Below are 25,790 nucleotides of genomic sequence, written 5' to 3'. Positions count from 1 at the left end.
TGCGCTACTGCGGCGCGTGCTCCAGCTCCAGCAGATAGACGGTGCCCTTGCCATCGCGCTGCTCCATGCGCACCGGCGCCAGCAGCGGCGGCGCGAACCACGCGCGCAAGCCGTTGTCGGCATCGCTGCGCTGCACCGCATACGCTTGATAAGCGCCGGCTGGCACCCGCACCGCCACCGGCGCGGTGGCGATGGCGTAGTGCTGCTGCGAAACGCGATCGGGCATGGCTACCGGCAACACCACTGTGCCGCGTGCGCCAGCAGCCACATGCAGCGCCAGCATCAGCACCGCCAGATTGCGATCGACCGTGCCCGGCACGGCTGCGTAGTGCTGCTGCGAGCGTCCGTTGCGCACGGTGATCAGGCGGCTGGACCAATCGAAAGCGGTGCTGCGCGTGATCGACTTGAACGCGCTCTGCATGTGGTAGCGATAGCCCAGATCCTGCACGGCGTCATCGTGCCAACGGAAGCGCGAGGACTCGCTGACATCCAGTCCGAGCAGCGCGGCCAGTCCGGCGCTGCCGCGCGTGACGTTGCTGAACACGTACTCGCCGCTGCTGGCGTGGCTGAGGCTGAGCGTGGCCTGGCCGATGGCGTCGCCGTCACGCAGCACGCGGTATTGCGCGCTGAAGGGTGCCGGCGCAGCGGCCTGCGCGATGACCGCCAGCGGCGCCAGTGCGAGCGCCAGCAGCAGCGCCAGCAGTCGTGATGCGGGGGTTTTCAGCAAGTGCATGGTGGTTCATCCGGCAAAGTGGGGCGAGCTTGCCGCGCGCTGGCTGAATCCGCGCTCAAGCAAGGCTGACATCGTCCTGCAGTTGCAGCGGTGCGTGCAGGATCTGGCCAGCGCACAGGATCGCCGTGCCCTGCATGCGACAGCGCCCGCTGGCCACCGCCGTCACTGCGGCCACCAGCAGGTGGTGCTCCAGCGGCAGCAGGCGCGCGGCCAGACTGTGCGGCGTGTCCGCTGCGGACACGGGCATGCGCACCTGCGCCAGCACCGGGCCGCCGTCGAGCTCGGCGGTGACGAAATGCACGCTGGCGCCGTGCTCGACATCGCCGGCATCGAGCACGCGCTGATGCGTATCCAGCCCCGGATACTTCGGCAGCAGGGATGGGTGGATGTTGAGCATGCGTCCCAGCCACGGCGTGACGGCAGCGGCATCGAGGCGGCGCATGAAGCCGGCCAGCACGATCAGATCGGGCTGCGCGGCGGCCACCGCGGCCATGAAGGCGCGGTCCCAGGCGGCGCGGTCGCCACTGCCGCGGCTCTCGCTGGCATGGGTGGCGATGCCGGCGGCGCGCGCACGGGCCAGTGCCGGGGCGTGCGGGCGATTGCTGGCGACCAGCGCGATCTCGGCGTGCAACTGACCGGCAGCGATGGCCGCGCGCAGCGCATCGAAATTGCTACCGCGGCCGGACACCAGCACCGCGAGACGCGCCGTGCCTGGCGTGCGCGGCACGTGGCTCACCGGCGCGCGATATGCACGCGCGGCTGTCCGGCGCGCGCGGGCACGACTTCGCCAATGCTCCAGTGCGCAAGTCCGGTGCGCGTCAGCCATGCGCGGGCGGCTGCGACCTGCGTCGCATCCACCAGCAGCACGAAACCGATCCCGCAGTTGAAGGTGCGCCACAGCTCCGTATCGCTGAGCTGCCCGGTTTCGGCCAGCCATGTGAATAGCGGCGGCAGCGGCCAGGCGCTGGCGTCGATGTCCAGCGCCAGCGCATCGGGCACCACGCGGATGATGTTTTCGCTGAGGCCGCCGCCGGTGATGTGCGCCATGGCATGCGGCGGCAGCTCGGCCAGCAGTCGCAACATGGGCTTGACGTAAATCGCGGTGGGTGCCAGCAGCGCGTCGGCCAGGCTCACGCCGCCCAGATCCAGCGTCCACGGTTTGCCGGCGCGTTCAAGAATGCGCCGGATCAGCGAAAAGCCATTGGCGTGCGCGCCGCTGGCGGCGATGCCGATCAACACGTCGCCGGCGCGCACGCGGCTGCCGTCGAGTAGCGCGCTCTTTTCCACCGCGCCGACGCAAAAGCCAGCCAGGTCGTACTCGCCGGCCGCGTACATGTCCGGCATCTCCGCGGTTTCGCCACCGACCAGCGCGCAGCCGGCCTGCTCGCAGCCGCGCGCGATACCGGCGATGACGCGCTCGGCCACATCCACATCGAGTTTGCCGGTGGCGAAGTAATCCAGAAAAAACAGCGGTTCGGCGCCCTGCACCAGCACGTCATTGACGCACATCGCCACCAGGTCGATGCCGATGCCGTCGTGGCGGCCCAGCTCCTGTGCCAGCTTCAGCTTGGTGCCGACGCCATCGGTGCCGGACACCAGCACCGGCTCGCGCCAGCGGTTGCCCAGCTCGAATAACGCGCCAAACCCGCCCAGACCGCCCAGCACTCCGGCGCGCAGGGTGCGCGCCACGTGCGGCTTGATGCGCTCGACCAGCGCCGCGCCGGCGTCGATGTCCACGCCGGCGGCGCGATAAGTGAGGCGGTCAGGCTCGGAACTCATGATGATCCTGGAGGCGCGGGCAGGGGGAAAATCAGCGCGTCATGATAGCAGCGGCTTTGCGCATGTTCGCGGCTTGCATTGGACGTCGCCGCCGCGATTGGGCAGACTGCCGAGGCTTTGTCCGCTGTGTACGGAGGCGCCATGCGCGCGATGTGGTTGGTTGTGCTGCTGTTGGTTTGCGTCGCATGTGGCGGCGTGGCGCGCGCGTCCGACGCGCTGTATCACGCCACCGTGCCGGTGGCCGACACCACCAGCGCGACGCGCAATCAGGCCATCGTGCGGGCCGCGGCCGCGGTGCTGGCACAGCTCAGCGGCAATCCGCGGATCATGGCGCTGCCAGATGTGGCCGCGGCGCTGAGCGACGCTCCGGCGCTGGTCAATGATTACCGCTACACGCGAGGCCCCGCAGGTGCGCTGATGCTGGAGGTAGGCTTCGATCCGCAGGCCTTGCTAGGTCTGGCGCGGCAATTGGCGCTGCCGATCTGGCCGGCGCCGCGTCCGCCGGTGCTGGCCGAGATCAGCATCAACGGGCAGGCACTGGACGCCGCCACGGTCGCGCCGCTGCTGGCGGCAGGCGCCGCGCGTGGCATCGAGTTCGTGCTGCCGCGGGCGGGTGCGCCGGCGGCCACAGCGCTGCTGGCCGCGGATCCGGCGGCCCTCGATGCGCTGGCGCGCCAGTACCGGACTGGTCTCGCGCTGATCGGCAACATCACGCCCAGCGGCGGCAGATGGACCCTGGTCATGGGCGCTGCCAGCAAGACCTGGCAGGCGCCGCCCGGCAACATGGCGGACGTGCTCGTTGCGGCCGGCAACACTGCCGCGGATCGTCTGCTGGCGCGCTTCGCGGCCGCGCCCGGCGTGGCGTCCGGTGCGCCCGAACACCTGTGGGTAGGCCACCTGCGCGACGCCAAGGACTACGCTGCGCTGATGGCGCTGCTGCGCCGCGATCCGCGCATCCGCGAGGCACTGCCGATGCAGGCTTCCGGCAACAGCCTGATGCTGGCGTTGCGGCTGGATGCGCCGCTGACCACGGTCGCCGCTGACCTGGCCGCCAGCGGGCATCTGGTGAACGCCGCGGCGCAGCCCGGCGCCGATGTGACCCTGGACTGGGTGCGCTGAGGCCGCCCATGCAGCGTGCTGACGCCTCGCCCATGGCCGCCACGCGCTGGCGCCACCTGCCCAATCTGCTGAGCGTGCTGCGCTTGCTGCTGGCGCTGCCGGTGGCGTTGGCGATCGGCTACCGCGATTACCCCACGGCACTGGTGCTGGCGGCGCTGGCGGCGCTGTCCGACGCCATGGACGGGTTTCTGGCGCGACGCTTCCACTGGCAGAGCCAGTTCGGTGCGGCGCTGGATCCGCTGGCCGACAAGTTGCTGCTGGTTGGCTGTTTCATCGCACTGACCTATGTCGGCGTGGTGTCGCTGGAGCTGACCCTGCTGGTGCTGGCGCGCGACGTGGTGATCGTCACCGGTGCAGTGGCCTGGCGTGTGCTGCTGGGGCCGCTGACGCCGCGCCCGAGTCTGCTGTCCAAGCTCAACACGTTGGCGCAGATCACCTACGTGCTGGCGGTGCTGCTGACCCTGGCCTGGTCGCAGGCGGCGCTGCCGCTGCGCGGGCCGGCGTGGGCGGTGGGTGCGCTGACCGTGGCCAGTGGCATCGATTACGTACTGCGCTGGGGCGCGCGCGCGCGCCGCACCTGGCGCAACAAGGAGCGACGCTGATGCGTCCGGAAGCCCTGTACCGGCTGCAACTGATCCTGCTGGCCGCGGTCATCGGCTATCTGCTGTGGCTGCTGGAGCCGGTGCTGACGCCGTTCGCGCTGGCGGCGCTGCTGGCCTATATCGCCGATCCACTGGCTGACCGCCTGCAGCGCCACATGTCGCGCACGCTGGCGGTGACGCTGGTGTTCGCGGTGTTCAGCCTCGCGCTACTGGCCTTGTTGGCGCTGCTGGTGCCGCTGCTGGAGTATCAGTTCGCGCGCGCGGTGGCGGCACTGCCCGCCGCACTGGTGTGGTTCCGCGACAGCGCCGCGCCGTGGCTGCAGCAACACTTGCACCTGGCACCGAAAACCTTCGATCCGCAGCACGTCATCAGCCTGCTGCAGCAACATTGGCAGCAGGCCGGCGGCTTCGCCGCCACGCTGCTCGGTCCCGTCACGCGCTCGGGTCTGGTGTTGCTCGAATGGGCCACCGATCTGGTGCTGGTGCCGGTGGTGTTCTTTTATCTGCTGCGCGATTGGGACACGCTGGTGGCGCGCGTGCACGAGCTGCTGCCGCGCACCCTGGAGCCGACGCTGACGCGCCTCGCGCGCGAATCCGAAGCGGTGCTGGGCGCGTTCTTCAAGGGCCAGTTGCTGGTGATGCTGGGGCTGGGTATTTACTACGCGCTGGGCCTGAGCCTGGTGGCGCAACTGAGCCTGGGGCCATTGATCGGCCTGCTGGCCGGGCTGGTCAGCTTCGTGCCGTACCTGGGCTTCATCACCGGACTGATCGTGGCGCTGATCGCGGGCGCGGTGCAGTACGGTGACTGGCTGCATATCGTGCTGGTGCTGGTGGTGTTCGGCGTCGGCCAACCGCTGGAGGGTTACGTGCTGGTGCCGCGCATGGTCGGCAACAAGATCGGCTTGCATCCGGTGGCGGTGATGTTCGCGGTGCTGGCTGGCGCCCAGTTGTTCGGTTTCTTCGGCGTGCTGATGGCATTGCCGGCGGCGGCGGTGGCGGTGGTGCTGCTGCGCTACGCGCACGAGCACTACCTCGCCAGCGCGCTGTACACGCGGCAGGAGGCTGCGCCCCACGCAGGCGGCAAGCCCGTGCCGGATGCGAACGCGCCCGCTGCGGGCAAGCCCGGAACCGACCCGCATGAAACCGACTGAGGCGCGACAAATGCCGCTGGCGCTGCGCTGGCCGCCGCGTCAGCGCTTCGAGCATTTCCGCTGCGCCGCCGGCGACGCCCCTACCCTGGCCGCGGTGCAGGCGCTGGCCGCCGCGCCATCGGCACCGTGGGTGCTGTTCAGCGGTCCGCCCGGCAGCGGCAAGACGCACCTGTTGATCGCCGCCTGCCAGGCCGCGCAGGCGGCCGGGCGCCGCGCGCAGTACCTCAATGCCGCGCGCATGCTGGCCGATGTCAATGCGCTGCGCGCGCTCGGTGGTGCCGAGCTGCTGGCGCTGGACGACGTACACGCCCTGGCGGGTAATCGCGATGCCGAGCACGCGCTGTTCGATCTGTACAACCGCCTGCGCGCCGAGCAGGCCAGCCTGCTACTGGCTGCGGCCCAGCCGCTGCCGGCGCTGGCGCTGGGCTTGGCGGATCTGCGTTCGCGTCTGGGCGCTTGCGTGCAGTCAACACTGAGCGCGCTGGACGAAACCGCGCGCCGCGCGCTGATGCAGGAATGGGCCAGCGCGCGCGGTTTGCAAGTGGAGCCGGCGGTGCTCGACTGGCTGTTCGCGCGCGCGGCACGTGATCTCGGCAGTCTGCACGCCTTGTTCGAGCGCATGGACCGCGCCGCGCTGGCCGAGCGCCGACGCATCACCATCCCGTTCCTGCGCGCGCTGCTGGCCGAGCGCGACTGAGGCGCTCGACTGCAGCCAGCGCGCGCGCTCGAGCCACCAATGCAACCCGCCGCACGGCATCAGCGTGAACACGATCAGCGCGGGATAGGCCCAGGGCTGGTCGAGTTCGGGCATGTGGCGGAAGTTCATGCCAAACTGCTAGCCGGTGAGCAGGATTCTGGCTGAGGCGCGTTCAGCGCGCCGCGCGCGGCCGCCACAGTGTCCACGCCACGGCCAGATTCAGCGGCAGCGCGAACAGTATCCAGTGCAAATTGGCTTGCACCATCCACGGCGCGAGCCTGGTCAGCAACCCCAGCACACTGAGCGCGGCCAGCAGCAGCGCCAGATAGCATGTCCAGCGCCGCGGTGCGCGGCGCGTGCCGATGCCGCGCAGCAGCGGCCACAGCAACAGCAGCAGCGCTGGGTCGAACTGCAGCAGGTTTGCGTTGGCCCACGCCGCGCGGTGCGCGGTCAGCGTCCACAGCGCCAGCATCAGCACACCCGCCATGCCGCCGAGCAGCGCATAGAGGCCAGCGGCGCTGGCGCCCGCCCAGCGCGCCACAGCACCAGCACGTGCACGCGCGCCCCACAGCAGCAGCGCCGCCCATGCCGCGCCGATGCCCAGCAGCGGCCAGCGCAGCGCCGGCGGCGCCGGCGGCGGCGCGGAAACGTCGCCGGCGTAGATCAGGCGCGAGGAAGTCACCAGCGGCTGCGTGCCGCCGTGGCCATCGGGCACGCGCACACGTTGCAGCAGATCGGACAGGGTCGCCGGCAGAAAACTGTCCTGCCATAGCGTCAGCGGCCGGTCGGCGCGCGGGCCGAGCCCGAGATCCACCAGCAGCATCAGCGGCAGATCGTGCGCCAGCATGCGCTCGGACTGGCTGCGAAACGTGCGCCCGGTGGCCGGTTGCTGTGTCTGCGCCTGGATCGCTCCGCCCAGCGCGCGATTGAGCGCGTCGCGCACGCGCGTCGCGCAGTTGTCGTCGAAGTAGTCGTAGCGGTACTTGCGATGCTGCGGCAGATCATTCCACAGCAGGAAATCGCGCAGCGCCGAAGCCTGCGCCGGGGTGAAGGCGAGTTTCTCGATGCGCACCGCGCGCCCGGCGTCGATGTAGCTGGTGACCTCGGGGCCGGCGTACTCGGCGTCCATGCTGTACAGCATGTGGCCGCGGATGAACTTGAGGAAGAAGTCGTGCGTGTCGAAATCGAATACGCCGTAGTTGAAGCTGATCGCCTCGCCGCTGCGGGTGTCGCGCAGGATGATGGCGACGTGGCCGAAGCGCTCCCAGTACACGCGCCCGGGGCCGTAAGTGACGAGTTCGACTTGCAGATCGCGCCCCGACGCGCTGCTGATGCCGGCGCGCGCCAGCGGCGCCAGCGCGAGCAGCAGCACCAGCATGAGCAGACGCCGCAGCGGCTTCATGCCGGGCGCGTCACGCGCACCTGCAACACGCGCCGGTCGTCGGCGGCGGTGATGCGGAAGGTGTGGCCATCGAGCACGGTTTCCTCGTCGCGCTCCGGCAGGTGGCCGATGGCGTCGGTGACCAGGCCGCCGACGGTATCGAAATCCTCGTCGGAGAACTGCGTGCCGAAATGTTCGTTGAAGTCCTCGATCGGGGTCAGCGCGTCGACCAGAAAACTGCCGTCGGGCTGTGCCTGGATTTGCGGAGCCTCCTCGGCGTCGTGCTCGTCGTCGATCTCGCCGACGATTTGCTCAAGCACGTCCTCGATGGTGATCAGCCCGGCCACGCCGCCGTATTCATCGACCACCACGGCCATGTGGTTGCGGGTCAGACGAAACTCGCCCAGCAGCACGTTGAGGTGCATCGACTCGGGGATCAACGCGGCCGGGCGCAGCAGGCTGGACAGCGAGAAATCGACGCTGCGATCGTGAAAACGCAGCAAATCCTTGGCCAGCAGCACGCCAAGAATCTCGTCCTTGTCCTCGCCGTGCACCGGAAAGCGCGAGTGGCCGGACTCGGTGACCGTGGCCAGCACCTGCGCGAAGCTGGCGTCGGCCGGGATCATCACCATTTGCGCGCGTGGCACCATGGCATCGGCCACGCGCAGGCCGCTGACTTCCAGCGCGCCCTCGACCATGGCCAGGGTGTCACGCGTGATCAAACCGTTGCTGGCCGCGAGGCGTAGTTCTTCGAGCAGATCGGCCTGGTTGCGCGGCTCGCCCGCGAGCATCTGGCCCAGCCGGCCCCAGAAAGAGCGCCGCACCGGACCGCTGGTACTCGGACCTTCGTTCATTGCCTGTGTGTACCACGCCCACGCGGGGCAGGACGCAGAAGGATAGCGGAAAACCGCGCGTCGGCGCCATGCGCGCTCAGCGCGGCCGGTATGGATCGGGAATGCCGAGCCCGGCCAGCGCGGCGGTTTCCAGTGTTTCCATGCGCGCGGCCTGGCGCGGCCGCAGGTGGTCGTGGCCGAGCAGATGCAGCACGCCGTGGATGCTCAGATGCGCGTAGTGTGCGGCCAGCGGCTTGCCCTGTTCGCGCGCCTCGCGTGCCAGCACCGGGGCGCACAACACCAGATCGCCGAGCAGCGGCAGATCGACGCCCGCAGGCAGCTCAGCCGGGAACGACAGCACGTTGGTGGCGTAATCGCGGCCGCGATAGCGCCGATTCAGCGCGCGGCCCTCGCGCGCGCCGACCAGGCGCAGCGACAGCTCGGCCGGAGCGCGATGCGCCGCGATCGCCAGCGCCGCCGCGACCCAGCGCCGGAACGACACCGCTGCCGGCAGGCCGCGGCGCGGCGCGGCGTAGCCAAGGTGCAGCGTGAGTGCCGGGACCCGGGCATTGCGTTGGGGTGCAGGTGTGCGCGCAATCGTGCGAGGAATGCCTGGCGCCATCGTGCGTCAGTCCACAGCGCGGGCTGCCAGCGTGCCGGTATCGCCCTCGGCGCGCTGACGCTGCTGTGGCCGGGTCCCGGGTCCTGGGTCCCCGGTCCCGGCTTCGAGTTCCTCCACCGCCGCATACGCCCGCACGATGCGCGCCACCACCGGGTGCCGCACCACGTCGCGCGCGCTGAAGAAGGTGAAGCTCACGCCTTCGACATCACGCAGCACCTCGACCACGTGGCGCAGGCCGGAGCGCACGCTGCGCGGCAGGTCCACCTGGGTGACGTCGCCGGTGATCACCGCCACCGAGCCGAAACCGATGCGCGTGAGGAACATCTTCATCTGCTCGACGGTGGTGTTCTGCGCCTCGTCGAGGATCACGCAGGAATCGTTGAGCGTGCGCCCACGCATGTACGCCAGCGGCGCGATCTCGATGACGTTGCGCTCGATGAGTTTGGCGACCTTCTCGAAACCGAGCATTTCGTACAGCGCGTCGTACAGCGGACGCAAATACGGATCGACTTTCTGGCTGAGATCGCCGGGCAGGAAGCCCAGCTTCTCGCCGGCCTCGACCGCCGGGCGCGTGAGCACGATGCGCTGCACGCGGTTTTGCGCCAGCGCCTCGACCGCGCTGGCCACGGCGAGATAGGTTTTGCCGGTCCCGGCCGGGCCGATGCCGAAGTTGATGTCGTGGCGCGCGATGGCGTGCAGATAGCGCGCCTGGCTGGGCCCGCGCCCTCGGATCAGACCGCGCTTGACCTTGATCGCCACGTCCTGCGCCTGCTCGGCGAGGCTGGCGGCGTGCTCATCGAGACTGGCATCCTGCAAGCGCAGGTTGAGCTGATGCTCGTCCAGCGCCGCATCGGCGGTCTCGGCGTACAGACGCTTGATGAAGCGCTCGGCGGTCAGCGCCATCTCGGGCGCGCCGATCACGCGGAAGGCGCTGCCGCGGCTGGCGATCTCGATGCCGAGGCGCAGCTCGATCATGCGCAGGTGCGCGTCCAGCGGCCCGGCCAGATTGGCGAGGCGTTCGGCGTCGTCGGGTTCGAGCTGGAAATCGCGGGCAACGGTGGATACGGACATGCGCGCAAGCATAGCGCGTGAGCTTGTGCGTTTTGAGCATGCAAGGCGGGCACGCGCGCCGTGGCAACATTGCGCCATGCCTGCGTTCAACTCTGCGCGTGCCCCAGCCGCGCCACCCGCGCTCGAAGTGCGCGATATCGCCAAGCGCTACGCCGGGAAAACCGCGGTGCGCGGCATCTCGTTGCGCATCGAGGCGGGTGAAATCGTCGGCTTGCTCGGGCCCAACGGTGCCGGCAAGACCACCACGATCAACATGATCCTCGGCCTGCTCGCGCCCGACGCGGGACAAGTCATGATCGCCGGGCTGGATCTGGCGCGGCAGCGCGCGGCGGCGTTGGCGCTGGTCAACTTCCAGGCCAGCTACGCGCCGCTGCCGGGCAATCTGACGGTGCGCCAGAATCTGCTGTTTTTCGGGCGTCTGTACGCACTGCCAAGTGTGGCGCGGCGCGTGGACGAGCTGCTTGAATCCTTCAAGCTGACGGCGCTGGCGCGCACGCGTTGCGGTCTGCTGTCCAGCGGCGAGCAGGCGCGCGTGGCGCTGGCCAAGACCCTGCTCAATCGGCCGCGCCTGCTGCTGCTGGACGAGCCGACGTCCTCGCTCGATCCGGCCACCGCCGACGACTTGCGCCAGATGATCCGCGACCTGGCCGCGCGCAACGGCTGCGCGGTGCTGTGGACCTCGCACAACATGCTCGAGGTCGAGCAGGTATGCGACCGCGTGCTGCTGCTGGCGCGGGGTCGCGTGCTGTTGCAGGGCGATCCGCGGCGACTCGCCGCCGAGCATGGCGACGCCTCGCTGGAAGCCTTGTTCATCCGCATCGCGCGCGAGCCGCTGGCCAGCGGGGAGGGCGCATGAACCCACGCCGCGTCAGCGCCATCGTGCTGCGCCAGATCGACCTGATGCGCTCCAGCCCCACGCGCGTGGTGCCGCTGGTGGCCTGGGTGGCGATCGACATCGTGCTGTGGGGCTTCATCACCCGCTATCTGGGTTCATTGAGCGCGCACGGGCCGGATTTCACCCTGACCCTGCTGGGCGCGGTACTGCTGTGGGATTTCTTCGGTCGCATCATGCAGGGCGTAACCACGGCATTTTTCGAGGACGTGTGGTCGCGCAGTTTTCTCAACCTGTTCGCCAGTCCGATCAGCGTCAGCGAGTACGTGGCCGGTCTGGTGGCCACCAGCATCCTTACCAGCCTGATCAGCCTGCTGGTGATGCTGCTGCTGGCGCGTTTCGCCTTCGGCCTGTCGCTGCTGGCCTTCGGCCTGCCCGCGGCCGGATTTCTGGCGGTGCTGTTCCTGTTCGGCATCGCGTTGGGCATTTTCGCCAGCGCCGTGGTGCTGCGTCTGGGACCGGCCTCGGAGTGGCTGGTGTGGCCGATTCCGGCGCTGTTGTCGCCATTCGCGGCGGTATTTTATCCGTTGCATGTGCTGCCGCAGTGGATGCGGGCGGTGGCGCACGTGCTGCCGCCGGCTTATGTGTTCGAGGGGCTGCGCGCGCTGGCGGCGGGGCGCGGCGTCGAGCCGGGCACGCTGTTGCTGGCCGCGCTGCTGGCGCTGTTGCAGATCGCGCTGGCGCTGGGATTTTTCGTGCGCGTGTTTCGTGGCGCGATCCGCAGCGGCCTGCTGGCGCGCTACAGTGCCGAAAGCGTGTCTTGATGCCTTACGCGGCGCTGCTGACGGTTTCGGCCATGCGCCCGCGCAGCGAGTTGCTGAGCGCGGCGGTGATGCTCACGTCCACGAACTGGCCGCGCAGGCGCGCATCGCCCGGGAAGTTGACGGTGCGCATGTTCTCGGTACGGCCGCTGAGCTCGCGCGGATCCTTGCGACTGGGGCCCTCGACCAGGATCGTCTGCACGCTGCCGATCATGGCCTCGCTGTAGCGCTTGGCGTTGGCGTTGAGCAGCGCCTGCAGACGCGCCAGGCGCTCGTGCTTGACCGCATCCGGCGTGTCATCGGCAAGGTTGGCGGCGGGCGTGCCGGGGCGGCGCGAGTAGATGAAGCTGTAACTCTGGTCGAAGCCGATGTCCTCGACCAGCTTGAGCGTTTGCGCGAATTCGGCCTCGGTCTCGCCGGGGAAACCGACGATGAGGTCGGTGCTCAGGGTGATGTCCGGACGCACCGCGCGCAGCTTGCGGATCCTGTGCTTGAACTCCAGCGTGGTGTAGCCGCGTTTCATCGCCGCGAGAATGCGATCACAGCCGGATTGCACCGGCAGATGCAGGTAATTGGCCAGCTTGGGCACGTCGCGGTAGGCCTCGATCAGGCTGTCGGAAAACTCCAGCGGGTGCGAGGTGGTGAAGCGGATGCGGCCGATACCGGGCAGGTGCGCGAGGGTGCGGATCAACCGCGCCAGATCAGCCGTGCCGCCGCCGTGCAGCGCGCCGCGGTATGCGTTGACGTTCTGCCCGAGCAGATTGACCTCGCGCACGCCCTGCTCGGCGAGACTGGCGACCTCGGCGATGACGTCGTCGAACGGCCGGCTGATTTCCTCGCCGCGGGTGTAGGGCACCACGCAGTAGCTGCAGTATTTCGAGCAACCTTCCATGATCGAGACGAACGCGCTGGGGCCATCGCTGCGCGGCTCGGGCAGGCGGTCGAATTTTTCGATCTCGGGAAAACTGATGTCGACCTGGGCGCGACCGCTGCGCCGTCGCGCGTCCAGCAGCGCGGGCAGGCGGTGCAGGGTCTGCGGGCCGAACACCACATCGACATAGGGCGCGCGCGCCAGCAGCGCCTCGCCTTCCTGGCTGGCGACGCAGCCGCCGACGCCGATCAGCAGCCCGGGACGCTCCTGCTTGAGCTGCCGCCAGCGCCCGAGTTGGCTGAACACCTTTTCCTGCGCCTTTTCGCGGATCGAGCAAGTGTTGATCAGGATCACATCGGCGGCGGCCTCATCGGTGGTCAGCTCAAGACCCTCGCTGTCGCCGAGTACCGCGGCCATCTTCGCCGAGTCGTACTCGTTCATCTGGCAACCGTGAGTTTTGATGAACAGTTTGCGCGCCATGTTGCACCTCGAAACAGCCAAGCATGGTAATGGCGCGGCACCCGCGTCGCCAGCGGTAGGCTTGGCAGCGCGCGGTGCCGCGGGCAGACTGCGCGCCATGGGGACGTATTTGCGCAAGCGTTGGTGGTTGTTGCCGCTGCTGGCCCTGGGCTTGTCGGGCGCATCCAGTGGCGCGCAGGCGGCGGTGCTGTGGCGCTGCGTGGGTCAGCAGGGCGAAACCGTGTTCAGCTCCAGCCGCGTCGGTTATCGCGATTGCAAGGCGCTGCATGACGAGAGTGTGCAGACCATGTCGTCGGCGCGCGCGGCGCGGGTGCCGGTCCAGCCTGCGACCGGGCGGTCAGGCGCGCAGTCGAATGTCGCGCATGTCGAGCCGGCACAGCCGGTGGTGGCGACGCTGAGCCCGGCGCGGGTGACCACGCTGCCGCGCATCCAGCGCAACGCGCGCGTGCTGCGCGGCACGGTGTACAAGGTCACTCTGGCGAGCGGTGCGGTGGAGTACACCAATGTGCGTCCGCTCGGCATCCAGGCGCGGCGCGTGGATGCGCTGTTCACTTATATCTCGGTCTGCTACGCCTGCAATCCGCACTCAAACATTGACTGGCACACGGTGCCGCTGCACCTGCACGCCTATGCCAGCGAGATCGACACCGCGGCTGCGCGCTACCGCCTCGATCCCGCCCTGCTGCGCGCGGTGATCCATGCCGAGAGCGCGTTCAATCCCTACGCGATGTCCGACAAGGGCGCGCAGGGGCTGATGCAGCTGATGCCGGGTACGGCCAGCGACATGGGCGTGCGCGACGTGTTCAACCCGGCGCAGAACATCTTCGGCGGGGCGCGCTATCTGGCGCAACTGCTGCAGGATTTCGGCGGCAACACCACCCTGGCCACGGCGGCCTACAACGCCGGCGCGGCGGCAGTGCGCAAGTACAACGACGCGGTGCCGCCCTACGACGAAACCCAACTGTACGTGCGCCGCGTGCGCATTCTCAAGGACCGTTACGACGCCGCCGAGCGCGGCGTGCCGCTGGCGCAGAACGGCTGAGGCAGGCCCGCCCGCGTTGGGCAATCCGGTAGCGTTGAAGTGACGCGGGGCAGGATCAGCAATCCCGGCCAGCGCACATCACCCGTGGCGCCCGGTGCAGTGGCGCATGCGATGCGTTTTGGCGCTGCGGCGCAGCAAAACTCGTGCCTGCGCGCATTGTATGCAGATGAATGCTTTGGCTAAACTAACTAGGTTTTTAACGTCGGTTCATTATTCAGCCATGACCCATACACCTGATTCCGCGATGACCCATCCTGATGAGAAACATGACGAGGTCGATCACGACAGGCGACGCTTTCTCACCGTGACCACGGCCGTGGTCGGCGGCGCGGGGGTGGTCATCGCCGCGTTGCCTTTCATCAAGTCGTGGGAACCCAGCGCGCGTGCCTTGGCTGCTGGTGCGCCGGTCACCATCGACATCAGCAAGGTCGAATCCGGCCAGATGGTGCGTTTTGCCTGGCGCAAGTTGCCGATCTTCGTGGTCAACCGCACCAAGGAACAGTTGGCCGATCTGCCTGGCCTTGATCCGCGCTTGCGTGATCCGGAATGCAAGGAAACCAGCCAGCAACCCTCGTACTGCCAGAACACCTGGCGCTCGATCAAGCCCGAATGGCTGGTGATGATCGGCATTTGCACGCACCTGGGCTGCGTGCCGGATTACTACGGCCAGATCAAGCCCGAGCCGTTCGACCCGAACTGGAAAGGCGGCTTCTTCTGTCCCTGCCACAAGTCGCGCTACGACGTTGCCGGACGCGTGTTTGATGGCGTGCCAGCGCCGCTGAACATGGTGATTCCGCCCTATCACTACATCGACGACGTGCATGTGCGCATCGGCGTGAATCCCAAAGGAGCCGCGTGATGGCCGCTGCACCGGATGCCTGGAAACCCAAGAACAGGGCGCTGCGCTGGATCGAGGATCGCCTGCCGATCCTCGGCTTCCTGCGCGAGCACACCGTCGAATACTACGCGCCGAAGAATTTCGACTTCATGTACTTTTTTGGTTCACTGGCGCTGCTGTTGCTGGTCAACCAGATCGTCACCGGAATTTTCCTGGCGATGAGCTTCAACCCCACCGCGGCAGGGGCCTTCGCCTCGATCGAATACATCATGCGCGATGTCGAGTGGGGCTGGCTGATCCGCTACATGCACGTCACCGGCGCCTCGCTGTTTTTCGTGGTGATCTACCTGCACATGTTCCGCGCGCTGATGTACGGCTCGTACAAGCAGCCGCGCGAATTGCTGTGGGTGATCGGCATGCTGATTTATCTGGCGCTGATGGCCGAGGCGTTCATGGGCTACGTGCTGCCGTGGGGGCAGATGTCGTTCTGGGGCGCCAAGGTGATCATCTCGCTGTTCGGCGCCGTGCCGGTGATCGGCAACAAGCTGGTGGAATGGATCATGGGCGATTTCCTGCCCTCCGGCGCCACCCTCAACCGCTTCTTCGCGCTGCACGTGATCGCGCTGCCGCTGGTGCTGCTATTGCTGGTGGTGCTGCATCTGGGCGCGCTGCACACCTCGGGCTCGAACAACCCCGATGGCATCGAGATCAAGCAGCACAAGGGCGCCGACGGCAAGCCGCTGGACGGCATCCCGTTCCACCCGTACTACACGGTGAAGGATCTGGTCGGCGTGGGTTTTTTCCTGCTGCTTGCGGCGTTCATCATCTTTTTCCAGCCGACCTTTTTCGGGCTGTTCCTGGAGCATGACAATTACGTGCCGGCCAACTCGCTGGTGACGCCTGCGGCGATCCACCCGGTGTGGTACTTCACCCCGTTCTACGCGATGTTGCGCTCGGTGCCGAGCAAGGGTCTGGGTGTCATCACGCTGTTTGCTGCGATCGCGGTGCTGTTCTTCCTGCCGTGGATCGATCGCGGCAAGGTCAAGGCGATGCGCTATCGCGGCGCCAGCTACAAGATCGCGCTGGCGATCTTCGCGCTGACTTTCATCTGGCTGGGCAAGATCGGCATCGGCGAGAGCACCTGGATCGGCGATACCTACATCGCGCGCGCGCTGACCGCCGCGTACTTCGCGTTCTTCCTGTTCCTGTGGGCCTATACCTACTTCGGCTGGGAACGCACCAAGCCGGTTCCCGAGCGGGTGACGATGCATGAATAAGCGCATGTTTTCTGGATTGCTGCTGGCGCTCGCGCTGATCTCCGGCCCGGTGCTGGCCCAGGAGGCCACGCCAGCGCTGTATGAGGCGCACGTCAACGTGCACGACATGGCATCGGTGCAGCGCGGCGCGCGCATCTTTTTCAACTACTGCGCCGGCTGTCATTCGCTGCAATACATGCGCTACTCGCGTATCAGCCATGACCTGGGGCTGAGCGAGCAGCAGGTCATGACCAACCTCGATTTCAACGGGGTCAAGTTCGGCGACCACGCCATTTCCAGCATGCCCGCCGCCGATGCCACGAAGTGGTTTGGCAAGGCGCCGCCGGACCTCTCGCTGGAAGTGCGTGCCAAGGGCGCGGATTGGGTCTACAGCTATCTGAAATCGTTCTATCTCGACCCCACGCGTCCGGTCGGCTGGAACAACACCGTGTTCCCCAACGCCTCGATGCCCAATCCGCTGTGGGAATTGCAGGGCGTGCAGACCGCCGTGTACGCGCCATCCATGCCGGACGAGGATGCCAGGGTCGACAAGCTGGATCTCAACCAGCCCGGACTGGAAACGCCCGAGCAGTTTGATCGCACCGCGCGCGACGTCACCGCATTTCTCACCTACGTGGCGGAGCCCAATGTCTACGAGCGCGAGCGCGTCGGCGTGTGGGTGCTGCTCTATCTGGTGGCCTTCTCGTTGCTTGCCGTATTTCTGAAACGCGAGTATTGGAAGGACATCCATTGACCGTCGCGACACAGACGTGACGCTGAGAGGGGGCTCCATGGCGCAGAATCCGCGCATGCGCAACGTGCTGACGTTGTACACGCTGTCCGACGATATCCAGTGTCATCGCGTGCGCCTGGTGCTGGCGGCCAAGGGGGTCGCCTACGAGCGCGAACCAGTCGATCCGAGCAAGCCGCCCGCCGAGTTGGCCGAGCTGAATCCCTACGCCAGCGCGCCGACCCTGATCGACCGCGACCTCGCGTTGTACGAAACATCGGTGATCTGCGAGTACATCGACGAACGCTTTCCGCATCCGCCGCTGATGCCGATCGATCCGCAGTCGCGCGCGCGCCTGCGCCTGGTGCAGACGCGCGTCGAGCGCGAATGGTTGCCGATGGTGGCTGCGATCGAGGGTGGCGGACGCCATGGCGAGACGGGGCGGCGCCAGCTGCGTGAATCGCTGCTGGCCTCGGTGCCGCTGTTCAAGATGGCCAAATTCGTGTTGAACCACGAGATCAGCCTGGCCGATTGCCTGGTCGCTCCGCTGATCTGGCGCCTGCCCGCGTTGGGCATTGATCTGCCGCGCAGCGCCGCGCCGATCATCGACTACGGCGAGCGCCTGTTTGCCAGCCAGGGTTTCGCGCGCAGCCTCACCGCCGACGAAAAGGCGCTGCGGCAGTGAGTGAATCCGCTGTTCCGATGAGTTCCAGCCGGCCTTACATGCTGCGCGCGCTGGTGGAGTGGATCAACGACAACGGCCTGACGCCGCATCTGCAAGTGGACGCGCGCGCGTCCGGCGTGCGCGTACCGGTCTTTGCGGTGCGCGATGGCAAGATCACGCTCAACATCGCGCTGCGCGCGGTCGCGCATTTGCAGATGGACAACGACGCGGTCAGCTTTCAGGCGCGTTTTGGCGGCGTCAGTCACAGTGTGTACGTGCCGATGGCGGCCATCGAGGCGGTTTACGCTCGAGAAAACGGGCAAGGCATGGTGTTTCCGCCCGAGCCGCAAGCTGGCGATGTGCCCGCCGCGGCGCCGGCCACCGCGGGTGCTACCGCCACATCGCAAGCCGAAAGCGCCGCGGCCACGCCGCCGAAAAAGCCGCCGCATCTGCGTGTGATCAAGTAATCGGACTGACCCGCGCGTTCGCCTTGTGGCGACGCGGATCAGGCGTGCGCGCTCACTCCAATACGCGCAGCGAGAAATCCACAGCGTGCACGTGCTTGGTCAGCGCGCCGATCGAGATGAAATCGACGCCGGTTTCGGCGACCGCGCGCAGTTGCTGCAACTCGATGCCGCCCGAGGCTTCCAGCGGCACGCGCCCGGCGCCGCGCTGCACGGCGCGGATCATGTCGGCCAGGGTGAAGTTGTCCAGCAGGATGCGATCGGGGTGCAGCGCCAAGGCCTCATCGAGCTGTTGCAAGGTCTCCACTTCGACCTCCAGTGGAGCGTCGGGGTGCAGCGCGCGCGCGGCCGTCATCGCGGCGTTGATGCCACCCGCGGCGGCGATGTGGTTTTCCTTGATCAACACCATGTCGAACAGACCAACGCGGTGGTTGCCGCCGCCGCCGCAGCGCACCGCGTATTTTTGCGCCAGACGCAGACCGGGCAGGGTCTTGCGCGTATCCAGGATGCGCGCGTGTGTGCCCGCTACCGCGGCAACATGACGTGCGGTGGCGGTGGCGGTTCCGGAGAGGGTTTGCAGAAAGTTGATCGCGCAGCGTTCGGCGCTGAGCAGGGCGCGGCCATGGCCCTCGATGACGCACACCGTGATGCCCGGTTGCAGGGCTGCGCCATCGGCGAGGCGCCAGATGCAGCGCACCTTGGCATCGAGCGCACGCAGACAGGCCTCGAACCAGGGCGCGCCGGCGAGGATGGCCTGTTCGCGGCAGATCAACTGCGCGCGCAGTGGCACATCCGGCAGCAGGCTGGCGGTGAGATCGCCGCTGCCGAGATCCTCGGCCAGCGCGCGCGCAACATCACTCTCAATGACTGCTGCTTCCTGAGGGCGCAGCGTACTGTGACTCATGCGCCGCCTGGATCGGGCGCAGTCTGCGCGCTGCGCAGGCGTTCAACGATGGCATCGAGGGCGCGATCGAATAGCGGCACTTCCTCAAGCAGCACGGCACGCCCGGACTCGATCTCGGTGGCGAGTTGCGCGGCGGCCTTGTCCGCTACCTTCAAGCCGCGCCGGTTGACGAACAGATAGCGGCCGCTGATCGGGCTGATCCACGACAGCTTGGCGCGCTCACGACTGCCATCGTCGCCGTTGAACTCGAACCAGCAGCCGCTCTTCAACGCGCGCACGGCATCCAGCGCCTCGCTGCTCGCGGCGGGCTCGGCTTCGGTGCTGTCAGGCTGCACGGCGGCCAGCGGGATGACGGGCTCCGGCTCCAGCGCCGGCGGCAGGGCGGTTTCGATGTCCTGATCGGCTTGCCGCGCGCGCGTGGCATCAGATGCATTGGCAACGGGGCCGACGGAGGCCTCGCCCAGCAGCGGCCGATACAAGGCGTTGAGCTGTTCCAGCAGACGGTTCTGGTCGGGCTCCTGCAGCGCGACCGTGGCCAGGCCTTGGCGCAGGCCGCGTTCCAGCTCGGGCAACAGCGCGCGCAGGCGCTGCCTGGATGCGGCATCCGGCTTGGGCGTGAAGCTCCACAGCAGATCGTCCATGAAGTGCAGCGCGGCGCGATATTCGGGCGATGCAGCGCCCTGGCGCAGCAGCACCAGTACCAGATAATTGGCCCAGGGGCGTGTCAGCAGGCTGCGCACCAGTTGCGGAGGATTTTGGTCCTGCAGGCGATCCAGCACGGCATTGGCGGCGCTGCGGCGTGCGTGTTCGAGCTTTTCGCGCCCGCGCGCGGCTTCTGCGGCGCGCAGCTCGGTGAGTTCGGCGCGCTTGCGGTGGGTTTCGAGTTGCGCGCCGAACTCCCTCAGCAGGCGCTCGAACACACCGATGTCGTCGTCGAAATCCTGCAGCAGTCGCTCGACCACGGCGCGTACATCGCCGAGCAGGCGCAGATCGGGGTCGGACTCGCGCGACCAGCCCTTGGCCGCATCGGCGAGGGTGTCGAGCAGGCGCCGTGCCGGATGCGCGCGCTGCGCGAACAGGCGCCGATCGAGGATCGCCACCTTGAGGTAGGGAATCTGCAGGCGTGCCAGCAGCGCCTGCATCTCGGTCGGCAGGTTGCGGTCCTGCAGGATGAACTCGAACAACATGCTGACCAGATCGATGGTGTCCTCGTCGGCCTCGGACACGCGCGCGCGCGCCTGACCGCTGATGCGCGAGACCTGATCGAGCAGATCGGCCTTGACGTGGCGCACCTCGCCGAGGGCCTCATTGGCGCTGCGTGCGGCCAGGTTGGCGCGCGCGATCTCGGCCTGAAGCAGGGTCAACGCGCCGAGCAGTTCGGCGGGGCCGGGCAGGGGCATCGCGTTGCCCGTGGGGTATCCAGCGCCGTAATTGCCGCCAGCCGGCAGGGCTGTGCCCATGCCCGTTTCGCCGGGCGCGCGGCGCGCGGCCAGCAGGCTGCTGAGCTGGGTGAGCAGGTCGGCCTGCGCAACCAGATCCTCGCTGGAGGTGTTGTGTCCACCGCCACGTACGGCGTTGGCCGTGACCATGTTCGCGGCGCTGTTCCCGCTGCCGCCGCGACTGGCTGCGGGCTGGCGGATCTGCGGCAACACGCCGGCCTGCGCCAGGCTGAGATTGAGTTCCTCGTACATGGCCTCGGCACCGCTCATCACGTAGCGGTCGAACAGCTTGTACACGATCAGCTTCACACGCATGCCGGTTTCGAGATCGCGCAGCGCCAGTCGAAATGCCTGCGCCAGTGCGCCCGGATCGAGCGGCCCCAGCGCATTGTCGAAACGCAGCCCGCCGGCCAGCACCGCGAGGCGTTCGTTCAACGCGAACAGATTGCGCGCAAGGCGCTGCTCGGCCTTGCTGGCCATGCTGCTGACCGCTAGCGACTCCTCCAGTTCGGCGTCCTCGACCAGGCTCAGCTCGCCACGCGCCGCGCCGTTCTCGGTAAGCGTGCGGCGTTCGCGCAGACGCCCGGCGCCGAGATCGGCGAGGCGTTTGCCGATGTCGTCGATGAACATGCGCTCGATCAGACCACGCTTCTTGCGCAACTCGCGCATGCCGTCGAAGTACTCGACCTGCAACGCGTTGCTGGCGGCTTTCTCGGCCAGATCGAACAGCGCGTCGTCGAGGTTGTCGAACAGCATCGCGATCAAACCCTGCAGATTTCGCGACGCAATCGTGCGCACGCTGTTCATCAATTCGCCCGGACGCTCGTTGCTGTCGCCGCGGCGCGGGGCTATGGGCACAACCTTGGCGGGCTTGGTGTCTTCGGGGGCGTTCATGACTGCAACAGGCGAGTGGATACGGGGTGACATTTTCTTGCAATTCCGCGCAAGCAATGTGACCGCAGTCACGCGATGGTGTCAGCGTGGGAAATCGTTCAGTTGCGTGGTGCCGATGCCCTCGTCGCCGAGCAGTACCGGGATGCCGTCATCGACGCGATAGACAAGCTTGCCGTCGCGCGTGATCAGGCCTTCGCGCAGCGGCGCCTCCAATGCGGCGCCGGTGACGCTGTGCACCTGGCCCGCGGCAATGGCGCGGTTGAGCGCATCGAGTTCGGCGCGCGTCAGCGGACGCAGCGGCGTCTTGCTGAGCGGGCAGACGAGAATGTCGAGCAAGCGGGAATCCATGATGCGTGGCCGTGCGGGGCGCGTGTACGATAGCCTTTTTATCGAGGCTGGCCAATGCCCGAGACAGTACCCAATGCGCGTGTCGGCGTGGTGATGGGCTCGCGATCCGACTGGGAAACCCTGCAGCACGCCGCGGCGACGCTGGAGCAACTCGGTATCGCGCACGAAGTTCAGGTGGTATCCGCGCACCGCACGCCGGATCTTCTGTTTGCCTATGCCGAACAGGCGTCGGCGCGCGGGCTGGCGGTGATCATCGCCGGCGCCGGCGGCGCCGCACACCTGCCGGGCATGCTGGCGGCCAAGGCATGGCTGCCGGTGCTGGGCGTGCCGGTGCGGTCGCAAGCGCTCAACGGCATGGATTCACTGCTCTCGATCGTGCAGATGCCGGCCGGCGTGCCGGTGGGCACGCTGGCCATCGGCCGCGCCGGGGCGATCAATGCCGCGCTGCTGGCGGCCTCGATCCTGGCGCTGCACGACGCGGCGCTGCGCCAGCGCCTGATCGACTTTCGCCGCGCGCAGACCGACGCGGTGTTGGCCGCGCTCGATCCGCGCGCGCCTGACAAGAATTGAGGGCACCGTGTGAGCCGACGCCTGCCGGTCATCGGCATTCTCGGTGGCGGTCAGTTGGCGCGCATGCTGACGTTGGCCGCGGCGCCGCTGGGCGTGCGCTGCAGCGTGGTTGATGGCAGCGCCGATGCCTGCGCCGGACAGATCGCGCCGCTGCGCGTGGCCGACTGGCGCGATCTGGCCAGCATGGAGCAATTCGCCGCCGCGGTGGATGTGGTGACTTTCGATTTCGAGAACGTACCTGCGGCCACCGCCGAATGGTTGCGCCAGCGTGTGCCGGTGTATCCCAGCCCCGAAGCGCTGGCCGTGGCGCAGGATCGGGTCAGCGAGAAGACCCTGTTCCGTGCGATCGGGCTGGATACGCCAGCCTTCACCGCAGTGTCCACGCGCGCCGAACTGGATGCCGCGGTCGTGCGCATTGGCGTGCCGTCGATTCTCAAAACCCGGCGTCTGGGTTATGACGGCAAGGGTCAGTTCCGGCTGCGCAGCGGTGCTGATGTCGACGCCGCATGGGCGGCGCTGTGCGCGCAGGCCACGCCGCACGGTCTGGTGCTGGAAGCCTTCGTGCCGTTCACGCGCGAGCTGTCGGTGATCGCGGTGCGCGGCCGCGACGGTGGTTTCCGCGCCTGGCCGCTGACGCAGAACTGGCATCACGAAGGCATCCTGGCGCTGAGTTTCGCGCCGGCCCTGGTTTCCGCCGAGTTGGCGGCGACAGCCCTGGAAAAAGCGCAGGCGCTGGCCGAGAAGCTGGATTACGTCGGCGTGTTCGCGCTGGAGTTGTTTGAACACGAGGGTCGGCTGCTGGGCAACGAGATGGCGCCGCGTGTGCACAACTCGGGGCACTGGACCATCGAGGGCGCAGTCACCAGCCAGTTCGAGAATCACGTGCGCGCGGTGCTGGGTTTGCCGCTGGGCGCGACCGCGCTGCGCGCGCCCAGCCTGATGTTCAACTGGATCGGGGCATTGCCCGAACCGGTGGCCGGCGCGCTGGCTCTGGCCGAGGTGCACTGGCACGACTATGGCAAGGAATCGCGTCCGGGGCGCAAGGTGGGCCACGCCACCATCAGCAGCGCCGACAGCGCGCAGTTGCTGGCACGTGCGCAAGCACTGGCGCAGGTGCTGGGCCGCGCGGCGCAACTCGCGCCTGCGCTGCCGGTGTTGCAGGCTGGCATGCAGCACAACGCATAGCAACGTGCCCGGATGTGGCGCGGCTTGGCCACGACCGTATCCGGGCACGGCGCGCTGGCTCAGCTCATGCGGCTGGCGGCGTGTTCCCAGTTGACCAGCTTCCAGAACGCTTCGAGGTACTTGGGGCGCGCGTTGCGATAGTCGATGTAGTACGCGTGCTCCCACACATCGCAGGTCAGCAGCGCGCGGTCGGCGCCGGTCAGCGGCGTGGCGGCGTTGGAGGTGCTGGCCAGACCCAGGTTACCGTCGGGGCGTTGCACCAGCCACGCCCAGCCGGAGCCGAAGGTGCCGATCGCGGTCTTGCTGAACTCCTCGCGGAATTTCTCGATCGAGCCGAAGGCCTTGATCAGCGCGTCGGCCAGCTTGCCGCTGGGATCGCCGCCGCCCTTGGGCGAGAGTGACTGCCAGTAGAAGCTGTGATTCCACACTTGCGCGGCGTTGTTGAACAAGCCGCCGCTGGACTTGCGCACGATCTGGTCGAGGTCCATGGCCTCGAACTCGGTGCCCTTGATCAGATTGTTGGTGTTGGTGACGTAGGCCTGGTGATGCTTGCCGTAGTGGAAATCGAGGGTTTCCGCGGAAATGTGCGGTTCGAGCGCGGCGCGGTCGTAGGGAAGCGTGGGAAGTTCGATGGCCATGTGCTGCTCCTGTTGGCGGGGGGGGTGAGGAATGCCGCGCGGGAAGGGAGCCAAGGCTCGGCGCTGCTAGACTGCGCGCCCGGTGCGGCTTGAATCAGAGCCTAGTCTAACGGTGCTGCGATGGATGTGAATGATCGGATCAAGGCGGTGCTCGACGCGCACCCGCTGGTGCTGTTCATGAAGGGCACGCCGCAATTTCCGATGTGCGGCTTTTCCAGCCGTGCCGCGCAGATGCTGCGTGAGGTCGGCGCGCCGTTTCACGCGGTCAATGTGCTCGAAGATCCCGAGCTGCGCGCCGCGCTGCCGCGCTACGCCAATTGGCCCACGTTTCCGCAGTTGTTTCTGCACGGCGAGCTGCTGGGCGGCTGCGATATCACGCTGGAACTGAAGGTCTCGGGTGAGCTGCAGCGGCTGGCGCAGGAAACCGCACTGCGCGGGAATGCGGCTTGAACCACGTGCCGATGCAGCAGCGAGTGCCTATGCTGGCGCCGGATGCGCTGGTTGGGCGCGCGGTGCTGCTGGTCGGCGCTGCCGGCGGTTTGGGTCGTGCCACCGCGCTGGCTTGCGGGCGTGCCGGCGCGACCGTGGTGTTGTTGGGTCGACACGTGCGCGCGCTGGAAGCGCTGTACGACGAGCTGTTCGCGGCCGGCGCGCCGCAGCCGGCGATTTATCCGCTGAACCTCGAAGGCGCCACGCCGCGCGATTACGCCACCCTGGCGGAGACCCTCGCGCGCGACCTGGGCGGTGTGGATGCGGTGGCGTTCACCGCCGCGCGCTTCGATGGTCTCGCGCCGCTGGAGTTGGTCGAGCCCGAGGTCTGGCTGAGCCAGATCCAGGTCAATCTGAGCGCGCCGCTGCTGATCGTGCAGGCGCTGCTGCCACTGCTGCGGCAGCGCGCGGATAGCGCCATCGCCTTCGTGCTGGAGGATCCGGCGCGCATGCGCCGCGCGCACTGGGGTGGCTATGGCGTGGCCAAGTGCGCGCTGGAGGGTTTGTTCGCGATCCTCGCCGAGGAGCATCACGAAGGCCCGCTGCGCGTGCATGCGCTGCTGCCGGCGCCGATGCGCACGGCGCTGCGCCGCCTGGCCTACTTCGGCGAGCATGGCGAGGCACAGCCCGAGCCGACCGCCACGGGCGCGGCGCTGGCCGCGCTGTTGGGCCCCGCGGCCGCGCCGCTGCGCGGGCAAGTGCTCGATTTGCGCGCGCCGGACTGAGCCGTGGATACGCATGTCAACGCGCTCTCGGCGGGCATCTTGCTGTTCCTGATCATGGACCCGCTGGGCAATATTCCGCTGTTCCTCAGCCTGCTCAGGAACGTCACGCCCAAGCGCCGGCGCTGGGTGCTGGTGCGCGAGCTGCTGATCGCGCTGGGCGTGCTGTTTGCATTTCTGCTCGGTGGCGGTTTCATCCTGCGCGTGCTGCAACTCAAGCAGGAGTCGGTAAGCATCGCCGGCGGTCTGGTGCTGTTCCTGATCGGCGTGCGCATGATTTTCCCGCCCAAGGAAGGCGTGTTCGGCGCCAGCGGCGAAGGCGAGCCGTTCATCGTGCCGATGGCGATTCCGTCCGTGGCCGGGCCGAGCACCATGGCCGCGCTGCTGCTGCTGACCAACCAGCATCCCGGGCGTCTGGGTGCGTGGAGCCTGGCGCTGTTCGCGGCGTGGCTGGCCACGGCGGCGATCCTGTTGTCCTCGACGTATCTGTTCCGCTGGCTGGGCGAGCAGGTGCTGACCGCGCTGGAGCGCCTGATGGGCATGTTGCTGGTGGCGCTGTCGGTGCAGATGTTCCTGGGTGGCGTGGTGGCCTACCTGCGCGCCGCCGGGGTCTGA

At 67.8% G+C, this 25,790-nt stretch carries 28 protein-coding genes and 3 pseudogenes; 17 read left to right on the top strand and 14 right to left on the bottom strand.

The annotated features are described in order from the left end of the window. Positions 1-4: 4 nt before the first annotated feature. Genes ACYDAT_RS00635 through purM form a run of 3 tightly spaced genes read right to left on the bottom strand, consistent with a single transcriptional unit; the run spans position 5 to position 2,512 of the window. On the bottom strand, positions 5-733 hold the full coding sequence (locus ACYDAT_RS00635; RefSeq protein ID WP_461448191.1) for a DUF3108 domain-containing protein: 729 nt from the start codon (positions 731-733) through the stop codon (positions 5-7). A gap of 55 nt (positions 734-788) precedes the next feature. After that, positions 789-1,460, bottom strand: coding sequence for a phosphoribosylglycinamide formyltransferase (gene purN, locus ACYDAT_RS00630; protein WP_461448190.1), 672 nt, complete (start codon positions 1,458-1,460; stop codon positions 789-791). A 5-nt stretch (positions 1,461-1,465) separates the two neighbouring features. Then, positions 1,466-2,512, bottom strand: a complete 1,047-nt coding sequence (purM, locus tag ACYDAT_RS00625; protein ID WP_461448189.1) for a phosphoribosylformylglycinamidine cyclo-ligase — start codon at positions 2,510-2,512, stop codon at positions 1,466-1,468. 141 nt (positions 2,513-2,653) lie between these two features. Between purM and ACYDAT_RS00620 the strand changes: the two genes are divergently transcribed. From ACYDAT_RS00620 to hda, 4 genes are read left to right on the top strand one after another with little or no spacing between them, the layout of a single operon-like run. After that, positions 2,654-3,631, top strand: coding sequence for a DUF2066 domain-containing protein (locus ACYDAT_RS00620; RefSeq protein ID WP_461448188.1), 978 nt, complete (start codon positions 2,654-2,656; stop codon positions 3,629-3,631). A gap of 8 nt (positions 3,632-3,639) precedes the next feature. Further along, a complete protein-coding gene (locus ACYDAT_RS00615) occupies positions 3,640-4,233 on the top strand; it encodes a CDP-alcohol phosphatidyltransferase family protein (protein ID WP_461438417.1) in 594 nt (197 codons plus the stop codon). Then, a complete protein-coding gene (locus ACYDAT_RS00610) occupies positions 4,233-5,384 on the top strand; it encodes an AI-2E family transporter (protein WP_461448187.1) in 1,152 nt (383 codons plus the stop codon). Before ACYDAT_RS00615 ends, ACYDAT_RS00610 begins: the two co-directional genes overlap by 1 nt. After that, complete coding sequence (gene hda / locus ACYDAT_RS00605) at positions 5,371-6,081, top strand: DnaA regulatory inactivator Hda (protein ID WP_461438419.1); 711 nt, start codon at positions 5,371-5,373, stop codon at positions 6,079-6,081. The genes ACYDAT_RS00610 and hda overlap by 14 nt, the downstream gene beginning before the upstream one ends. A 36-nt stretch (positions 6,082-6,117) precedes the next feature. Here hda and ACYDAT_RS00600 read toward each other — a convergent pair. The 6 genes and pseudogenes from ACYDAT_RS00600 to ACYDAT_RS00575 all read right to left on the bottom strand — a co-directional run. After that, positions 6,118-6,210, bottom strand: a pseudogene (locus ACYDAT_RS00600) (hypothetical protein); the annotation flags it as partial. 43 nt (positions 6,211-6,253) lie between these two features. Beyond that, complete coding sequence (locus ACYDAT_RS00595) at positions 6,254-7,483, bottom strand: lipoprotein N-acyltransferase Lnb domain-containing protein (RefSeq protein WP_461448186.1); 1,230 nt, start codon at positions 7,481-7,483, stop codon at positions 6,254-6,256. Further along, positions 7,480-8,316: an HlyC/CorC family transporter gene (locus ACYDAT_RS00590; protein ID WP_461438421.1), complete on the bottom strand. Its 837-nt coding sequence runs from the start codon at positions 8,314-8,316 to the stop codon at positions 7,480-7,482. Before ACYDAT_RS00590 ends, ACYDAT_RS00595 begins: the two co-directional genes overlap by 4 nt. A 76-nt stretch (positions 8,317-8,392) precedes the next feature. Further along, on the bottom strand, positions 8,393-8,917 hold the full coding sequence (gene ybeY, locus ACYDAT_RS00585; protein WP_461438422.1) for an rRNA maturation RNase YbeY: 525 nt from the start codon (positions 8,915-8,917) through the stop codon (positions 8,393-8,395). A gap of 6 nt (positions 8,918-8,923) precedes the next feature. Continuing rightward, positions 8,924-9,739: pseudogene (locus ACYDAT_RS00580) on the bottom strand (PhoH family protein); the annotation flags it as partial. 89 nt (positions 9,740-9,828) lie between these two features. Next, positions 9,829-9,988: pseudogene (locus ACYDAT_RS00575) on the bottom strand (PhoH family protein); the annotation flags it as partial. A gap of 76 nt (positions 9,989-10,064) precedes the next feature. Between ACYDAT_RS00575 and ACYDAT_RS00570 the strand changes: the two are divergent. Both ACYDAT_RS00570 and ACYDAT_RS00565 read left to right on the top strand, forming a co-directional pair. Then, on the top strand, positions 10,065-10,844 hold the full coding sequence (locus tag ACYDAT_RS00570) for an ABC transporter ATP-binding protein (RefSeq protein WP_461438423.1): 780 nt from the start codon (positions 10,065-10,067) through the stop codon (positions 10,842-10,844). Continuing rightward, positions 10,841-11,644: an ABC transporter permease gene (locus ACYDAT_RS00565; RefSeq protein ID WP_461440850.1), complete on the top strand. Its 804-nt coding sequence runs from the start codon at positions 10,841-10,843 to the stop codon at positions 11,642-11,644. Before ACYDAT_RS00570 ends, ACYDAT_RS00565 begins: the two co-directional genes overlap by 4 nt. A 4-nt stretch (positions 11,645-11,648) precedes the next feature. On the opposite strand, the gene miaB is transcribed toward ACYDAT_RS00565, so the two are convergent. Continuing rightward, positions 11,649-12,992, bottom strand: coding sequence for a tRNA (N6-isopentenyl adenosine(37)-C2)-methylthiotransferase MiaB (gene miaB, locus ACYDAT_RS00560; RefSeq protein ID WP_461438425.1), 1,344 nt, complete (start codon positions 12,990-12,992; stop codon positions 11,649-11,651). On the opposite strand from miaB, the gene ACYDAT_RS00555 reads away from it, so the two are divergent. The 6 genes from ACYDAT_RS00555 to ACYDAT_RS00530 all read left to right on the top strand — a co-directional run bounded on the left by ACYDAT_RS00555 (position 12,973) and on the right by ACYDAT_RS00530 (position 17,989). Further along, complete coding sequence (locus ACYDAT_RS00555; protein ID WP_461448185.1) at positions 12,973-14,034, top strand: lytic transglycosylase domain-containing protein; 1,062 nt, start codon at positions 12,973-12,975, stop codon at positions 14,032-14,034. The two genes, miaB and ACYDAT_RS00555, sit on opposite strands and share 20 nt — an antisense overlap. A gap of 244 nt (positions 14,035-14,278) precedes the next feature. Continuing rightward, positions 14,279-14,893 (top strand): ubiquinol-cytochrome c reductase iron-sulfur subunit, encoded by a 615-nt coding sequence (gene petA / locus ACYDAT_RS00550; protein ID WP_461438427.1) that lies wholly within the window; start codon positions 14,279-14,281, stop codon positions 14,891-14,893. Then, positions 14,893-16,149 (top strand): cytochrome b, encoded by a 1,257-nt coding sequence (locus ACYDAT_RS00545; protein WP_461438428.1) that lies wholly within the window; start codon positions 14,893-14,895, stop codon positions 16,147-16,149. Before petA ends, ACYDAT_RS00545 begins: the two co-directional genes overlap by 1 nt. Beyond that, positions 16,142-16,882: a cytochrome c1 gene (locus ACYDAT_RS00540; RefSeq protein ID WP_461438429.1), complete on the top strand. Its 741-nt coding sequence runs from the start codon at positions 16,142-16,144 to the stop codon at positions 16,880-16,882. The genes ACYDAT_RS00545 and ACYDAT_RS00540 overlap by 8 nt, the downstream gene beginning before the upstream one ends. 37 nt (positions 16,883-16,919) lie before the next feature. Next, entirely contained in the window at positions 16,920-17,543 is a 624-nt protein-coding gene (locus ACYDAT_RS00535) for a glutathione S-transferase N-terminal domain-containing protein (protein WP_461438430.1), read from the top strand. 17 nt (positions 17,544-17,560) lie between these two features. Continuing rightward, positions 17,561-17,989 (top strand): ClpXP protease specificity-enhancing factor, encoded by a 429-nt coding sequence (locus ACYDAT_RS00530; RefSeq protein WP_461448208.1) that lies wholly within the window; start codon positions 17,561-17,563, stop codon positions 17,987-17,989. A 52-nt stretch (positions 17,990-18,041) separates the two neighbouring features. On the opposite strand, the gene nadC is transcribed toward ACYDAT_RS00530, so the two are convergent. The 3 genes from nadC to ACYDAT_RS00515 form a co-directional block, all read right to left on the bottom strand. Then, on the bottom strand, positions 18,042-18,890 hold the full coding sequence (nadC, locus tag ACYDAT_RS00525) for a carboxylating nicotinate-nucleotide diphosphorylase (RefSeq protein WP_461448184.1): 849 nt from the start codon (positions 18,888-18,890) through the stop codon (positions 18,042-18,044). Next, positions 18,887-21,223 carry a DUF1631 domain-containing protein gene (locus ACYDAT_RS00520; RefSeq protein WP_461448183.1) on the bottom strand — a complete coding sequence of 779 codons (2,337 nt, stop codon included), beginning with the start codon at positions 21,221-21,223 and terminating at the stop codon, positions 18,887-18,889. The genes nadC and ACYDAT_RS00520 overlap by 4 nt, the downstream gene beginning before the upstream one ends. An 81-nt stretch (positions 21,224-21,304) precedes the next feature. After that, complete coding sequence (locus ACYDAT_RS00515; protein ID WP_461448182.1) at positions 21,305-21,571, bottom strand: Trm112 family protein; 267 nt, start codon at positions 21,569-21,571, stop codon at positions 21,305-21,307. A gap of 54 nt (positions 21,572-21,625) precedes the next feature. On the opposite strand from ACYDAT_RS00515, the gene purE reads away from it, so the two are divergent. Together purE and ACYDAT_RS00505 are read left to right on the top strand one after the other, a co-directional pair. Then, the gene (gene purE, locus ACYDAT_RS00510) at positions 21,626-22,141 is read left to right on the top strand and encodes a 5-(carboxyamino)imidazole ribonucleotide mutase (protein WP_461448181.1); all 516 of its coding nucleotides are present in this window, start codon (positions 21,626-21,628) and stop codon (positions 22,139-22,141) included. 9 nt (positions 22,142-22,150) lie between these two features. Next, positions 22,151-23,326 carry a 5-(carboxyamino)imidazole ribonucleotide synthase gene (locus tag ACYDAT_RS00505; RefSeq protein WP_461438436.1) on the top strand — a complete coding sequence of 392 codons (1,176 nt, stop codon included), beginning with the start codon at positions 22,151-22,153 and terminating at the stop codon, positions 23,324-23,326. A gap of 59 nt (positions 23,327-23,385) precedes the next feature. Here the strand turns inward: ACYDAT_RS00505 and ACYDAT_RS00500 are convergent, their stop codons facing one another. Continuing rightward, positions 23,386-23,964 (bottom strand): superoxide dismutase, encoded by a 579-nt coding sequence (locus ACYDAT_RS00500; RefSeq protein ID WP_461448180.1) that lies wholly within the window; start codon positions 23,962-23,964, stop codon positions 23,386-23,388. Positions 23,965-24,084: 120 nt separating this feature from the next. On the opposite strand from ACYDAT_RS00500, the gene grxD reads away from it, so the two are divergent. The 3 genes from grxD to ACYDAT_RS00485 are packed head-to-tail and all read left to right on the top strand — an operon-like array spanning position 24,085 to position 25,790. Continuing rightward, entirely contained in the window at positions 24,085-24,414 is a 330-nt protein-coding gene (gene grxD / locus ACYDAT_RS00495) for a Grx4 family monothiol glutaredoxin (RefSeq protein WP_461448179.1), read from the top strand. Between the two features lie 5 nt (positions 24,415-24,419). After that, positions 24,420-25,178, top strand: a complete 759-nt coding sequence (locus ACYDAT_RS00490; RefSeq protein ID WP_461448207.1) for an SDR family NAD(P)-dependent oxidoreductase — start codon at positions 24,420-24,422, stop codon at positions 25,176-25,178. A gap of 3 nt (positions 25,179-25,181) precedes the next feature. Continuing rightward, on the top strand, positions 25,182-25,790 hold the full coding sequence (locus ACYDAT_RS00485; protein WP_461438439.1) for a YhgN family NAAT transporter: 609 nt from the start codon (positions 25,182-25,184) through the stop codon (positions 25,788-25,790).

Source organism: Metallibacterium sp. (assembly GCF_054637675.1).
This window is presented reverse-complemented; position numbering and strand designations above follow the sequence as displayed.

What these genes read in the sequence shown, in the direction of transcription:
- ACYDAT_RS00590 (WP_461438421.1), bottom strand. Translation starts at nt 8,316, where the DNA reads ATGAACGAAGGTCCGAGTACCAGCGGTCCGGTGCGGCGCTCTTTCTGG.
- ybeY (WP_461438422.1), bottom strand. Translation starts at nt 8,917, where the DNA reads ATGGCGCCAGGCATTCCTCGCACGATTGCGCGCACACCTGCACCCCAA.
- ACYDAT_RS00555 (WP_461448185.1), top strand. Translation starts at nt 12,973, where the DNA reads ATGAACAGTTTGCGCGCCATGTTGCACCTCGAAACAGCCAAGCATGGT.
- ACYDAT_RS00540 (WP_461438429.1), top strand. Translation starts at nt 16,142, where the DNA reads ATGAATAAGCGCATGTTTTCTGGATTGCTGCTGGCGCTCGCGCTGATC.
- ACYDAT_RS00620 (WP_461448188.1), top strand. Translation starts at nt 2,654, where the DNA reads ATGCGCGCGATGTGGTTGGTTGTGCTGCTGTTGGTTTGCGTCGCATGT.
- ACYDAT_RS00565 (WP_461440850.1), top strand. Translation starts at nt 10,841, where the DNA reads ATGAACCCACGCCGCGTCAGCGCCATCGTGCTGCGCCAGATCGACCTG.
- ACYDAT_RS00615 (WP_461438417.1), top strand. Translation starts at nt 3,640, where the DNA reads ATGCAGCGTGCTGACGCCTCGCCCATGGCCGCCACGCGCTGGCGCCAC.
- ACYDAT_RS00535 (WP_461438430.1), top strand. Translation starts at nt 16,920, where the DNA reads ATGGCGCAGAATCCGCGCATGCGCAACGTGCTGACGTTGTACACGCTG.
- miaB (WP_461438425.1), bottom strand. Translation starts at nt 12,992, where the DNA reads ATGGCGCGCAAACTGTTCATCAAAACTCACGGTTGCCAGATGAACGAG.
- ACYDAT_RS00595 (WP_461448186.1), bottom strand. Translation starts at nt 7,483, where the DNA reads ATGAAGCCGCTGCGGCGTCTGCTCATGCTGGTGCTGCTGCTCGCGCTG.
- purE (WP_461448181.1), top strand. Translation starts at nt 21,626, where the DNA reads ATGCCCGAGACAGTACCCAATGCGCGTGTCGGCGTGGTGATGGGCTCG.
- purM (WP_461448189.1), bottom strand. Translation starts at nt 2,512, where the DNA reads ATGAGTTCCGAGCCTGACCGCCTCACTTATCGCGCCGCCGGCGTGGAC.
- ACYDAT_RS00545 (WP_461438428.1), top strand. Translation starts at nt 14,893, where the DNA reads ATGGCCGCTGCACCGGATGCCTGGAAACCCAAGAACAGGGCGCTGCGC.
- petA (WP_461438427.1), top strand. Translation starts at nt 14,279, where the DNA reads ATGACCCATCCTGATGAGAAACATGACGAGGTCGATCACGACAGGCGA.
- nadC (WP_461448184.1), bottom strand. Translation starts at nt 18,890, where the DNA reads ATGAGTCACAGTACGCTGCGCCCTCAGGAAGCAGCAGTCATTGAGAGT.
- hda (WP_461438419.1), top strand. Translation starts at nt 5,371, where the DNA reads ATGAAACCGACTGAGGCGCGACAAATGCCGCTGGCGCTGCGCTGGCCG.
- grxD (WP_461448179.1), top strand. Translation starts at nt 24,085, where the DNA reads ATGGATGTGAATGATCGGATCAAGGCGGTGCTCGACGCGCACCCGCTG.
- ACYDAT_RS00520 (WP_461448183.1), bottom strand. Translation starts at nt 21,223, where the DNA reads ATGAACGCCCCCGAAGACACCAAGCCCGCCAAGGTTGTGCCCATAGCC.
- ACYDAT_RS00570 (WP_461438423.1), top strand. Translation starts at nt 10,065, where the DNA reads ATGCCTGCGTTCAACTCTGCGCGTGCCCCAGCCGCGCCACCCGCGCTC.
- ACYDAT_RS00610 (WP_461448187.1), top strand. Translation starts at nt 4,233, where the DNA reads ATGCGTCCGGAAGCCCTGTACCGGCTGCAACTGATCCTGCTGGCCGCG.
- ACYDAT_RS00515 (WP_461448182.1), bottom strand. Translation starts at nt 21,571, where the DNA reads ATGGATTCCCGCTTGCTCGACATTCTCGTCTGCCCGCTCAGCAAGACG.
- ACYDAT_RS00635 (WP_461448191.1), bottom strand. Translation starts at nt 733, where the DNA reads ATGCACTTGCTGAAAACCCCCGCATCACGACTGCTGGCGCTGCTGCTG.
- ACYDAT_RS00500 (WP_461448180.1), bottom strand. Translation starts at nt 23,964, where the DNA reads ATGGCCATCGAACTTCCCACGCTTCCCTACGACCGCGCCGCGCTCGAA.
- ACYDAT_RS00530 (WP_461448208.1), top strand. Translation starts at nt 17,561, where the DNA reads ATGAGTTCCAGCCGGCCTTACATGCTGCGCGCGCTGGTGGAGTGGATC.